At 63.8% G+C, this 11,581-nt stretch carries 12 protein-coding genes; 11 read left to right on the top strand and 1 reads right to left on the bottom strand.

Annotated elements, in window-relative coordinates; all coding sequences use genetic code 11:
• From Q7S20_11095 to Q7S20_11075, 5 genes are all read left to right on the top strand, one after another.
• A partial coding sequence (locus tag Q7S20_11095; GenBank protein ID MDO8502379.1) for an amidohydrolase family protein occupies nt 1-268 on the top strand: 268 nt, incomplete at its 5' end.
• A 43-nt stretch (nt 269-311) separates the two neighbouring features.
• Nucleotides 312-1,775, top strand: a complete 1,464-nt coding sequence (locus Q7S20_11090) for a tetratricopeptide repeat protein (GenBank protein ID MDO8502378.1) — start codon at nt 312-314, stop codon at nt 1,773-1,775.
• Nucleotides 1,772-2,794, top strand: coding sequence for a polyprenyl synthetase family protein (locus Q7S20_11085; GenBank protein ID MDO8502377.1), 1,023 nt, complete (start codon nt 1,772-1,774; stop codon nt 2,792-2,794). Before Q7S20_11090 ends, Q7S20_11085 begins: the two co-directional genes overlap by 4 nt.
• Entirely contained in the window at nt 2,794-3,078 is a 285-nt protein-coding gene (locus Q7S20_11080; GenBank protein ID MDO8502376.1) for a DUF4321 domain-containing protein, read from the top strand. Before Q7S20_11085 ends, Q7S20_11080 begins: the two co-directional genes overlap by 1 nt.
• A 12-nt stretch (nt 3,079-3,090) precedes the next feature.
• On the top strand, nt 3,091-3,351 hold the full coding sequence (locus tag Q7S20_11075; GenBank protein MDO8502375.1) for a twin-arginine translocase TatA/TatE family subunit: 261 nt from the start codon (nt 3,091-3,093) through the stop codon (nt 3,349-3,351).
• Between the two features lie 29 nt (nt 3,352-3,380).
• On the opposite strand, the gene Q7S20_11070 is transcribed toward Q7S20_11075, so the two are convergent.
• Nucleotides 3,381-5,198, bottom strand: a complete 1,818-nt coding sequence (locus Q7S20_11070) for a peptidyl-prolyl cis-trans isomerase (GenBank protein MDO8502374.1) — start codon at nt 5,196-5,198, stop codon at nt 3,381-3,383.
• 208 nt (nt 5,199-5,406) lie between these two features.
• Between Q7S20_11070 and Q7S20_11065 the strand changes: the two genes are divergently transcribed.
• The 6 genes from Q7S20_11065 to accC all read left to right on the top strand — a co-directional run bounded on the left by Q7S20_11065 (nt 5,407) and on the right by accC (nt 11,568).
• A complete protein-coding gene (locus Q7S20_11065) occupies nt 5,407-6,984 on the top strand; it encodes a tetratricopeptide repeat protein (protein ID MDO8502373.1) in 1,578 nt (525 codons plus the stop codon).
• Nucleotides 6,957-7,421 carry a type II 3-dehydroquinate dehydratase gene (gene aroQ, locus Q7S20_11060; GenBank protein MDO8502372.1) on the top strand — a complete coding sequence of 155 codons (465 nt, stop codon included), beginning with the start codon at nt 6,957-6,959 and terminating at the stop codon, nt 7,419-7,421. Before Q7S20_11065 ends, aroQ begins: the two co-directional genes overlap by 28 nt.
• Nucleotides 7,414-8,502, top strand: a complete 1,089-nt coding sequence (locus tag Q7S20_11055) for an aminopeptidase P family protein (GenBank protein ID MDO8502371.1) — start codon at nt 7,414-7,416, stop codon at nt 8,500-8,502. Before aroQ ends, Q7S20_11055 begins: the two co-directional genes overlap by 8 nt.
• Before the next feature lie 70 nt (nt 8,503-8,572).
• Nucleotides 8,573-9,046 carry an acetyl-CoA carboxylase biotin carboxyl carrier protein gene (gene accB, locus Q7S20_11050; GenBank protein MDO8502370.1) on the top strand — a complete coding sequence of 158 codons (474 nt, stop codon included), beginning with the start codon at nt 8,573-8,575 and terminating at the stop codon, nt 9,044-9,046.
• Nucleotides 9,039-10,199: a type IV pilus twitching motility protein PilT gene (locus tag Q7S20_11045; protein ID MDO8502369.1), complete on the top strand. Its 1,161-nt coding sequence runs from the start codon at nt 9,039-9,041 to the stop codon at nt 10,197-10,199. Before accB ends, Q7S20_11045 begins: the two co-directional genes overlap by 8 nt.
• Before the next feature lie 13 nt (nt 10,200-10,212).
• On the top strand, nt 10,213-11,568 hold the full coding sequence (gene accC, locus Q7S20_11040; protein ID MDO8502368.1) for an acetyl-CoA carboxylase biotin carboxylase subunit: 1,356 nt from the start codon (nt 10,213-10,215) through the stop codon (nt 11,566-11,568).
• Nucleotides 11,569-11,581 lie beyond the last annotated feature (13 nt).

Genomic DNA, 11,581 nt, shown 5'->3' with positions numbered 1-11,581 from the left:
GATTCTCACGCTTGGCGTGAGCCAGCTCCGGATGACTGTCGCTGAGGTATTCCTTGCCGCGACCGTCAATGGCGCGGCGGCGCTGAGCCTGGCCGGAAGGGTCGGCCAGATAGCCACGGGGTACTCCGCCGACATGGCGATCTGGGACGCCGGAGATGTTCGTGAGATACCGTATTGGTATGGTGATCGTCGTTGTATGGGCACGTGGATGTCGGGGAAACCCTGTTACTCGCGGAAGCCCTCGGATAACTTGAATCTCCCGCGCTAGCCGGAGTCGGCCGGCGTGCGCGCGCCACCGCCCAGCAGACCAGATGTCCAATACCGCCAAGCTGAAACAGAAGGCCGCTGAATTCGAGGCCAGGAAGCAGTACGACAAGGCCCTCGAGCTCTACGAACAGGTTCTTAACGGCACCCGCGCGAGCGACGAGGAACGCGACGTGCCGTTGTACAATCGCGTGGGAGACCTGCATTACCGGATCGGCAATAACGAGCAGGCGATGGGCTACTTCGAGCAGGCCGCCGATCTGTACGCCGAGGGCGGCTTCTTCAACAACGCAATCGCCCTCTGCAACAAGATCCTGCGCTATTCGCCGGGCAGAACGATCGTCTATTACAAGCTCGGCATCATCAGCGCGAAGAAGGGCTTCAACAGCGACGCGAAGCAGAGCTTCCTCGAGTATGCCGACCGGATGCAGCGCATCGGGAAAATGGATGAGGCATTCCGCGCGCTGAAGGAGTTCGCCGATCTCTGTCCTGGCCAGGACGACGTCCGGCTGATGCTCGCCGAGCAGCTTTCACGTGCCGACAGGAAGACGGAGGCGCTGGAGCAGCTCGAGCTTTTGTACGATACGCTTCAGGTGGAAGGAAGGACGAGTGAGGCGGTGGCGACGCTCGAGCGCATGAAGATACTCGATCCGGCGTTCAAGCCGCGGCGCTCCGTCACGCCGCGCGCGCAGAAGAAGGCAGGGCTGGTATTCCTTGACCTGGATTTCGACGAGTCGCCGGCGCCCGCGCCCGCTCAACCTGAGTCCGCTCAACCTGCGTCCGCTCAACCCGCGCCCGAGCCGGAACCGGATGCCGACGTTCCCGAGGGGTTCGAGCTCACGTCGCTGTCCGAGGAGCCCGCGCAGCGCAGCGAGCTTCGGTTCATCACTCCCGCCGAAGAAGAATCGTCACCAATGCTGGCGATCGCCCCGATGGATTTCGCCCCGACGGTCGAGATCACTTCCGACGCGACTCCTGACGACGAGTTCATTGACCTCGGCGAATGGCTCGAGCGCAACCGGACTCCGTCATCCACGCGGATGGTCGCGCACGACGAAGAGCCGGAGAACGAGGAGCAGAAAGACTTCGGCGAGATGCTCGAAAAGTTCAAGGAAGGCATCTCCCGCAACGTGGACGAGGAAGATTTCGGGAGTCACTACGATCTCGGCATCGCGTTCCGCGAGATGGGCCTCCTCGACGAAGCGATCGGCTCGTTCCAGAAGGCGGCGCGCGGTCCGGCGCAGCGCGTACGGGCATCCGAGGCCATCGGCGAGTGCTTCATGGACAAGGGTGCGGCAGGCGTCACGATGACCGTCCTCGAGCGCCTCTTGAAGGAGCCCGAGATGTCGGACGCACGGCTCGTCGGGGTTCTCTATCTCCTTGGTCGCGCCGCCGAAGCGCTCGGCCGCCCGGCAGAAGCGGCGGGGTATTTTCAGCGCGTTCTCGCGGTGCAAATCGGATTCCGCGACGCGGCGGGCCGACTCGCGTCGCTGGCCCAGGCGTCTACATGAGCGCTTCGGGACTCGCCGCTCCGGCTGCTCCCGAGAGATCGAACGAGAAGGACGCCCTCAGAAGAATCCAGGCGTCGGTCAGCGATTCACTCGACGCGGTGACCGACGAGATGGTCGCGTCGGTGTCGCACGAGGCACCCCTGGTCGCGCAGATGGGCCGCCACCTGATGAGAATGCGCGGCAAGATGTTCCGTCCGACACTGGTGCTGCTCTGCAGCGAGGTCGCCGGCAAGCCGGAGCCGCAGGCGATAACGATCGCTGCCGCGGTCGAGCTGGTGCATCTCGCGACGCTCGTGCACGACGATGCCGTGGATCACTCCGTGCTTCGGCGCGGAATGCCCACACTGAACTCGCTGTTCAGCCATCAGATTTCCGTCATCATGGGAGATTTTCTCTATTCGACAGCGCTCGCCAAGATGGTGGCGTTGGGCGACATAGATGTCCTTCGCGCGCTGACTCGAGCTTCGACGGAGATGAGCGTCGGCGAGATGCGACAGCTGGCGGTGGTGGACGCGCTCGCTTTCTCGGAGGCCGATTATTACGCCCTCATCCGCTCGAAGACCGCGTCGTTGATGTCGGCGGCGTGCGACGTCGGCGCGCTGTGCGGGGCGCGGGAATACCGCGAGCCGCTTCTCCGTTACGGCGATGCTCTCGGGATGGTGTTCCAGATCGCGGACGATCTGATTGACTACACGGAAGGCGAGGAGACCACGGGCAAGCCCGCCGGTCTCGATCTCAGGGAGCACAAGGTCACGCTTCCGCTCGTCGCCGCCCTCCGCGTCATGACGCCGGCGGAGCGGGCCAGGGTTGAAGCTCTTTTCGCGAACGACAATCCAGGCGAAGCGGACATCGCCGAGGTGGTCCGGATCGTTACCATCAACGGCGGTCTGGAGTATGCGCGCCAGCAGGGTGCGGTTTTCGCCCAGCAAGCCCGCGAAGCCCTCACGGTTCTCCCCGAAACGGTAGCGCGACAGGCGCTCCTCGAGTCTATTTCATATGTAATGGAGCGACACGCATAATGCCGCCACCACGCGGAGCTGTAAGGCGCGGAGCCGTGTTTCACGGTATCGTTCTGGCAAGCGGTTTCATCGCCGGCGGCCTGCTCACGGAGGTCGCGCGAAAATTCCTTCCGCCAGGCGCCGCGAAGGAATTCTTCACGACCGGTGTAACCCCTTCGGTAGGGCCCCTGCCGATCGACATGGTAATCATCAAGTTCGCGCTTGGGCCGGTGGCGCTCGATGTATCACTGCTCAGTCTGGTCGGCGTACTTATCGCCTATCTGATTGCGCGTTCGCTCTTCTAGGAGACACAGACAATGCTAGGCAATCTTGGCTTCCCGGAGATCATGATCATCCTCGTGATCGTGCTTCTCCTCTTCGGAGCGAAACGCATCCCGGAGATCGCCGGATCGATGGGGAAGGGAATCAAGGAGTTCAAGAAGAACATCAACGAGGCGACGCGCGATCTCGATACCGGACCGCCGCGCTACGACAACCGTCTCAACCCGCCCGATCTCGAGCAGCGGAAAACGACGCAGTCCGAGGAGACACGGCCGGAGCCGAAAAGGCTGATTTAGGAAACGGATAGCGGGTAGCGGGCAGCGGGTTACTGCACTGTCTGCCTGTTCGCCGCCTCGATCTCCTTGCGGCGATCGGTGATCTTCGCCGACTCACGCAGGTTCTGAAGGAAGTCACGCACCCGCTGCTGCTTCAGCTGCTGGGTCACCTGCGCCCGCTGCGCCGCCTTCACCTTTTCCCACTCGCTCCGGTCCTGCAGCACGCGCTGATCAACGCGCTCGACGAAGATTCCGTCGTACACGCGAATCGGCGTGCTCACAGCGCCAATCGGAAGAGAGAACGCCGCGCCCACCGCCTGATTCAATCGGCCGATCCCGGCCGCCCCACCGACGCGCGTGAACGGCTCGCTGTGAATCACCGCGAGCCCGGCGGCCTTCGCCGCGTCCTCCAGCGACGTCCTCGCCGCCTGTGAGGCGAATTGCTGTGCGCGCGGCATCAGCTTGTCGAGCTTCTTCTGAATCGCGAGTATGGACCGGATCTCGGGAGTCGCCTGCTCGAGCGACGGAATGCCGCCATTCGTCAGCGAATCGAGACGGCCAAGATAGTATCCGTCCTCGGCGTCGAAGAGATCGCTTGTCTCACCCGGCTTCGCTCCCTGGAACGCCCACGGACCGACGCTCGGAACGAACTTGCCGCCAATCGTCAGCGCGTCGGTCTCGAGAACCGAAGCGCGCTTGATCGGAATCCCAAGCTTGCGGGAAGCTTCATCGAGCACCTCCGGCTTGTCGCTCGATGCCGCGATGCGCGCGAGCTCGTCAGCGCGGCGATCGGTCGCCGTCGCGGCGGAATCGCTCTGCTGAATCGGGAGGAGGATGTGTCTCAGCGAGATTGTATCACCCTTCCGCTCATCCACGCGGATGAGATGGTAGCCGAACTGCGTGAGCACGGGCTGCGACAGCTCGCCCGGCTTGAGCGCGTAGGCGGCGTCTTCGAACGCCGGCACGAACCTGCCGCGGCCGCCCTTGCCGAGCGAGCCGCCCTGGGATGCCGACGCGGAGTCGCTCGACTCCGCCCTGGAGACGTCCTCGAACTTCTCTCCCTTGATGATCCGATCGCGGAGCGCGAGCAGCCGCGTTCTCACGGCCGCACTGTCGGCGGCGCTGACGGCGCGCGGAATGGCGATCACTGAAACGACCGCGTGCGCGGGCCGCTCGAAGTCTTTCTTGTTCTTGTCGTAGTAGTCGCTGATCTCCGACTCGGGCACGGTAACGTCGGCATCGGGAATCAGCTCCGGCCGGAACACCACATAGCTCATCTGGGTCGTGTCGCGCGTGTCCTGCCAGATGCTCCAGAGGCGCTCGTCGCTTACGTAGACGTCGGCCGCAACCTGCTCGAAGAGCTTCTCGCGGGGAATCTGGTCGCGATAGTACGCCTCGAGCTGGAGCAGGATGCCTTCCTGGCGCGCCGCGGGACTGGACAGAAACCGCTGGTACTTCTCCGGATCGAACCGTCCCTCGGTCTGCAGCTCGGGGCTCTGCGCGAGCTGCGGCGGCGGAGCGTAGCGGGCGGCTTCGGCGATCTCGTCGTCCGTCACGCGGATCTTGCGACGGCGAAATTCCTGCCGGAGCAGAGCGTCGCCAACGAGCTGCTCGAAGGCCTCATCGGAGAGGCGCCGGCGCTCGTCGAGCGTGATGCCGCGACCAGTCTGCTGGGTGGCCTGCTGCTCGAGAGCGCTGACCGCGTTGTACCACGTGGTCGCGAGAATATCCTCACCATTGACCGTGGCGACGGTCGTGGTGGACGTGAGCGGACCCCGGCCAAGAAGGCCGGAAGTCTCGGCGAGCAGGAATCCTCCGACGAAGAAAATGACGAGGAAGATCCAGATGTACTTTGCGGAGCTCCGCATTTGTTGCAGCACGGGGCTTAACTCCTGGCGGACCAGAAAAAAGTGCGCTTCGATTGAGGGGATACGGCCTGACAAACTACCGGTTTCTCACGCGTAAAAGCAAGCCGCGCAGGCACTTCGTGCGATTGACGCCCGTCCAGCAAACACGGTATCTTCAGCCGTTCTGTCCAGAATGATGCAGGGGATGGCACAACACAGAGGTCCAACGATGCAAGGATCCCCCCGGATCGACGAGCTCAGACAAAAATTTCACGAGAATCCGCGACGTTACTTCGCGCCCCTCGCCAATGAATACAGGAAGGCGGGAGATCCCGAGCAGGCGATTGCGATCTGCCGCGCGCACCTCGCCCAGCAGCCGGGCCACATGAGCGGCCATGTCGTGTATGGGCAGGCGCTGTACGATGCCGACCGGATAGACGAAGCCAGAGTAGTGTTCGAGAAGGCCCTCTCGCTTGACCCGGACAACGCGATAGTGCTGAAGCAGCTCGGTGACATCGCGCGCCGGCACGGGGAAACGGCGGAGGCCCGCCACTGGTATGGCCGCGCGCTCGACGCCGACCCGCACGATGCGGAGACCGCCGCTTACATCGCGGAGCTGACCGAGCCGGTCACCGAAGAAACCGCTCCTCCGCCTGCCGAGGCCAAGGCGCTGGACAGTATTCCGGAGGCGCCCGAAAACGCAGACGTTGAAGTCCCGCTGCCCGAGCCCGCGGCGGAAACCGACGCCGAAGTCGCTTGGCGCAAGACTCCTCCCGGCGAGGAATCGCCGTTCGTGACCCGAACCATGGCCGAGCTCTACGCCCGGCAGGGTTACCGGGCGGCGGCACTCGACGTCTATAGACAGCTCGCGCTCGATCATCCCGACGACAAGGAGATCCTCGGCCGCATCGAGGAGCTTTCCGCCGAGCCCGCGTCGTCCCCGGAAACAGAAGCGAGCGGAGGATCCATGACCGCCCCCGACGAGCCCGCAATCGAGACCGTGGAAGTCTCATACGCCGAAGCGAGTAACGACATCGTGTATGCTCCGTCGAGCGAGGATCTGAACATCGAGCCAGAACCCGAGACCCCGATCTCCGGCGACACCCATTTCACCGAGATTGAGCTGCAGGGCGGCGATACGTGGGACACCGACTCGTGGGGCGCCGGGTTCACCCCCGACGAGCCAACGGCGATGGAGTTCGAGGCCCCCGACACCATGGCTCATGAGACCGCGCCGGAGAGCCCGGCGGAAGCGGAGACTCTCGCATCAGAGGCCGAGGCCGCCGCAGAGGCGGAGCCCGAGGCGGAGCCCGAGGCGGATGACTCCCACCTTGTCGCATACTCGCCGCCGCCGCCCGACGATGACGACCTTCCGCACTTCGTGCCAAAAGGACCGACGGTCCGTGAATTCTTTGCCACGCTTGGCGCCCACAGACCGCCCGAAGGACATCCGTGGAGATCGTTCACAGCGCGCGCCGCTGTTCCTGACGTGGAGCCCGAGGCGTCCGAAAGCGGAGATCAGCCCGCGGAATATCCGCTGGCGACCGATGCGTTCTCCGAGCTGTTCCCCGATTCGCCTGTGAGCGAGGAAGACAGCCGGGCCGCATTTGCTCTGAGCGGTGCACTCGGGGCGTCTACGCCGGAGCCAGCGGCTGCCACGCCGGCACCTGCTCCTCAGGTGCAGGCGCCTCGTGATGCCGCCACGCGCACACCCCCACCCGCTCCTCCGATTCCCGAATCCTCGCGGGAGTCCGAAGAGGACATCAGGCGATTCCGCGAATGGCTGGACGGTCTGGCGGAGTCGTGAGAATCGCCGTCATCAACGGCCCCAACCTCAATCTTCTCGGCCTTCGCGAGCCATCGCTTTACGGAACCACGACGCTGGCTCAGATCAACGAGCGATTGAGGGAAGTCGGCGCTGAGATCGGCGCCGAGCTGTCGTTCACACAACTGAACGGAGAAGGGGAGATTGTAGAGGCCGTACATGCTCTCCGCGGAAAGGCAGATGGCGCACTCGTCAACGCCGGCGCGTACTCTCACACCAGTCTCGCCATCCGCGACGCGCTCGCTGGAGTGGCCGTGCCGTTCGTCGAAGTTCACATGACGAACATCTACGCTCGCGAGCCCGAGCGTCGCCGGTCGGCACTGGCCGATGCGGCGGTCGCCGTGGTGTGCGGATTCGGCGCCGACAGTTACGAGCTCGCCCTTCGCGGCCTCGTGAAGAAACTGCAGACCAGTGGCTGATCGCCGCCGGGACCGACTCGCCACCCTCGGCGCCCGCCTCGCCGCCGAAAAGGTGGATGCACTGTTGCTCACGAGCCTGCCGAATATTCGTTATCTCACCGGATTCTCCGGCACGAGCGCCCTCGCCCTCGCCACTGCATCTGACATTCGTCTGATCACCGATTTCCGGTACGAGACACAGGTGGCGGACGAAGTCGGAGACACGGCGAAGGTTCGCATCGAGCCGGTCAGTCTGTGGACCGGCCTCTGGGACCTGCTGCAGAGGATTCCGTCCATCGAAGTAATCGGCTTCGAGTCGGCGCATCTGTATCATCGCGACTTTCAACGGTTGCTTGCTGACGGATCGCGTTGGCAGTGGAGGCCGCAGATCAACATGGTGGAAGCGCTGCGCGAGTCGAAGGACGAGGATGAGGTCGCGCTCATCGCCGAGGCGGCTCGTATCGCCACGGACGCGCTTTCCCGCACGATACCTCTCGTCACCGCCGGGCAGACCGAGCTCGAGATCGCCGGAATTCTCGAGAAGGCACTCCGCGACGAAGGCAGCGAAGAGGCGCCGTTCGCGCCGATCGTCGCTTCCGGTCCCCGTTCCGCACTTCCGCACGCGCGCGCATCGTCGCGCACTATCGAGACGGGGGACTTTCTTCTCCTCGATTTCGGCGCCCAGCACAGGGGTTACTGCTCCGACGTGACCCGTACTTTCGTCATCGGCGTTCCGACGGCAGAGCAACGCGAGGTCTACGAGGTCGTGCGGGACGCGAACCATATCGCGTCCCATTCGGTCAGGGCTGGAATGACGGGAATGGCTGCCGACGCGCTCGCTCGGAGCTACATTGAGCGCTGCGGGCACGGCGAGGCCTTCGGCCACAGCCTCGGTCACGGGCTGGGGCTGGAGGTGCACGAGTCTCCGCGCCTCGCCCGTACCGCCGAAGCGACGCTGGTCGCCGGCGCGGTGGTGACGATCGAGCCAGGTATTTACCGGCCAGGGTGGGGAGGAGTCCGTATTGAGGATGACGTCCATCTCTCAGCGATTGGTCCGCAGATCCTTACGAATTTTTCCCGGGAACTAATAGAGGTCGCATGAGACATGTATCCATCGTCAGTCGCGGAGCGCGAAACGCGCACCCGCGACAGCGGTCGGCGGAGAGCCTCGGATGATCGACCTGCGCTACGTGAAGAAGCTTCTCGACATGATTGACGCCTCGTCGGCGAATTCGATCGAGATCACATCGGACAAGGGTCTGAAGATCCGCATCTCGAAGGGGCAGCGCGCGCCCGTGCAGATCGCCGCGCCGATGCAGGCGGCGGCGGCTGCACCCGCTGCACCCGCACCCGCGGCTCCTCCTGAGTCGCCGGCGAAGGCCGCGGAAGCCGCCAAGTCGCGCTATCTGGAAGTGAAGTCTCCAATGGTCGGCACCTACTATGCCGCCCCGGAGCCCGGCGCAAAGCCGTATCTGAGCGTCGGTGACAGAATCTCCAAGGGCCAGATCCTCTGCATCATCGAAGCGATGAAGATCATGAACGAGATCGAATCGGAATTCGATGGTGTCGTGAAGGAGATGCTCGCCAAGAACTCGCATCCTGTCGAATACGGACAGGTGCTTCTCCGGATAGACCCAAATGGCTAACACTCCCGCTGAAGGAATCACCTCTGCCGAGCCGCTGTTCGACTACCACAACGTCCTGCGCCAGATGCTCGAGCAGAAAGCCTCCGACCTTCACCTCAAGGTCGGATGTGCGCCGACTCTCCGGGTAAACGGCGAGCTGCGCAATCTGCCGATGGCGCCGATGCGCTCGGACGACATGAAGACGCTCGCCGAACAGATCATGCCGCCCAAGCGCCAGAAGGAATTCGCGGAGATGAAGGAAGCGGATTTCGCCCTCGGCGTTCCCGGCATCGGCCGGTTCCGTGTCAACGCATACCAGCAGCGCGGAACCATCGCCTACGCATTTCGAATTGTCCCGTTCCAGGCGAGCACCATCGCCGAGCTGAATCTGCCGCCCGTCGTGGAGCAGATCGCAGCCAAGCCGCGCGGGCTCGTTCTCGTCACCGGAATCACCGGCTCCGGAAAATCAACCGCCCTGGCGGCGATGATCCAGCACATCAACCAGAACCGTAACGCGAACATCATCACGATCGAGGACCCGATCGAGTTCCTCCATCGCGACAACAAGGCGCACATCAACCAGCGCGAAGTCGGCACCGATACCGCCAGCTTCGCGCAGGCGCTGCGACGCGTGCTCCGTCAGGATCCCGACATCCTGCTGGTGGGAGAGATCCGCGACCTCGACACCCTGGACACGGCGATGAAGGCCGCCGACACGGGCCACCTCGTGTTCTCCACGCTCCACACGACGGATGCGACGCAGACGCTCAACCGCGTGCTGTCGTTCTATCAGCCGCACCAGCAGTCGGAGGTTCGTTTCCTTCTCGCGAGCGCGCTCGAGGCCGTCATCTCCCTTCGCCTCGTGCCACGGGCCGACAAACCGGGGCGCGTGCCTGCCGCCGAGATTCTCATGAACACCGCGGCGGTACGCGACAACATCCGCGACATGTCCAGGTCGCTCAACATTCCGGAACTGATCGCCGAAGGTACCGTGCAGTACGGAATGCAGAGCTTCGACCAGTCGCTGATGAACTGGTACAAGAAGGGCGTGATCTCGTACGAGAACGCGATATACTACGCCACCAATCCGAGCGAATTCGCGCTGCGCATTCAGGGCGTCGCCAGCGCCAGCGATACGAAGTGGGATAACATCACCCAGGACGTGACGACCTGACGGTCTCCGGGAAATGTTCAAGAAAGTCCTGATCGCGAACCGCGGAGAGATCGCTCTCCGCGTGATTCGCGCCTGCCGCGAGCTCGGGATCCAGACGGTCGCCGTCTATTCCGAAGCGGATCGCGAGTCGCTGCACGTGCGCTTCGCCGACGACGACGTCTGCATCGGCCCCGCGCCGGCGCGTGACTCGTACCTCAAGATTCCGCGCATCATCGCCGCCGCCGAGATTGCCGGCGCCGACGCCATCCATCCAGGCTACGGTTTTCTGGCCGAGAACGCCGAGTTCGCCGAGACGTGCGCGGCGAGCAACATCGTGTTCATTGGGCCGACAGCAGCGCAGATTCGCGTCATGGGCGACAAGGCGGCCGCCCGCAACGCGATGAAAGCAGTCGGAGTGCCCATCATTCCCGGCACGCCGGGAGGTGTCGAGGATCCCGAAGAAGCGCTGCGCTTCGCGCGCGAGATCGGCTTCCCGGTCATCATCAAGGCGGCGGCAGGCGGCGGCGGCAAGGGAATGCGCGTCGCCACCGAGCCCGACGACTTCATCCGGTCTTTTCAGCTCGCGCGATCGGAAGCCCTGTCGGCGTTCGGTAACGGAGAGGTGTACGTCGAGCAGTATCTCGCGCGACCGCGACACATCGAGTTCCAGATTCTCGGCGACAGCCACGGAAACGTGATCCACCTCGGCGAGCGCGACTGCTCCGTGCAGCGCAGGCACCAGAAGCTCATCGAGGAGGCGCCGAGCCCGGCGCTGACGCCGGAGCTGCGAGCGGCGATGGGTGACGCGGCAGTGCGCGGCGCGAAGGCGATAGACTACGTCGGAGCCGGCACGATCGAGATGCTGCTCAACGACGACGGCCAGTTCTTCTTCATGGAGATGAACACGCGCATACAGGTCGAGCATCCCGTGACGGAGATGCTCACTGGAGTGGATCTGGTGAAGGAGCAGATCCGCGTCGCCGCAGGAGAAAGGCTCTCCATCACCGGGACGCCGGCATTCCGCGGGCACGTCATCGAGTGCCGCGTCAACGCCGAAGATCCGGCGCGCAACTTCCAGCCGTCACCGGGCAAGCTCGAAGTGTTCCATCCGCCCGGAGGACCGGGGGTGCGACTCGACACGCATGTGTACACCGGCTACGTCGTTCCTCCGTTCTACGATTCGCTCATCGCGAAGCTCATCTGCCAGGGCCGGGATCGCGCCGAGGCGCTCAAACGAATGCAGGTGGCGCTGGACTTGTTCATCATCGAAGGGGTGACGACGACGATTCCGTTCCTCGCTCGCGTCATGGCCAACAAGCATTTCCAGGCCGGCGAGGTGGACACGAAGTTCCTCGAGCGCGAGACCGATCTTTTCCGCGAGCCGGCGTAAGTGAAGCAGAAGT

The organism is Gemmatimonadaceae bacterium (genome assembly GCA_030647905.1).
Classification (GTDB): Bacteria; Gemmatimonadota; Gemmatimonadetes; order Gemmatimonadales; family Gemmatimonadaceae; genus UBA4720.
The sequence above is the reverse complement of the archived record's forward strand: the minus strand, read 5'-3'. Positions and strand labels throughout refer to the sequence as shown.

Bases quoted from the DNA above. Each gene is read 5' to 3' on its own strand.
- Q7S20_11090 (MDO8502378.1), top strand. From the start codon at position 312: ATGTCCAATACCGCCAAGCTGAAACAGAAGGCCGCTGAATTCGAGGCC.
- Q7S20_11085 (MDO8502377.1), top strand. From the start codon at position 1,772: ATGAGCGCTTCGGGACTCGCCGCTCCGGCTGCTCCCGAGAGATCGAAC.
- Q7S20_11080 (MDO8502376.1), top strand. From the start codon at position 2,794: ATGCCGCCACCACGCGGAGCTGTAAGGCGCGGAGCCGTGTTTCACGGT.
- Q7S20_11075 (MDO8502375.1), top strand. From the start codon at position 3,091: ATGCTAGGCAATCTTGGCTTCCCGGAGATCATGATCATCCTCGTGATC.
- Q7S20_11070 (MDO8502374.1), bottom strand. From the start codon at position 5,198: ATGCGGAGCTCCGCAAAGTACATCTGGATCTTCCTCGTCATTTTCTTC.
- Q7S20_11065 (MDO8502373.1), top strand. From the start codon at position 5,407: ATGCAAGGATCCCCCCGGATCGACGAGCTCAGACAAAAATTTCACGAG.
- aroQ (MDO8502372.1), top strand. From the start codon at position 6,957: ATGGCTGGACGGTCTGGCGGAGTCGTGAGAATCGCCGTCATCAACGGC.
- accB (MDO8502370.1), top strand. From the start codon at position 8,573: ATGATCGACCTGCGCTACGTGAAGAAGCTTCTCGACATGATTGACGCC.
- Q7S20_11045 (MDO8502369.1), top strand. From the start codon at position 9,039: ATGGCTAACACTCCCGCTGAAGGAATCACCTCTGCCGAGCCGCTGTTC.
- accC (MDO8502368.1), top strand. From the start codon at position 10,213: ATGTTCAAGAAAGTCCTGATCGCGAACCGCGGAGAGATCGCTCTCCGC.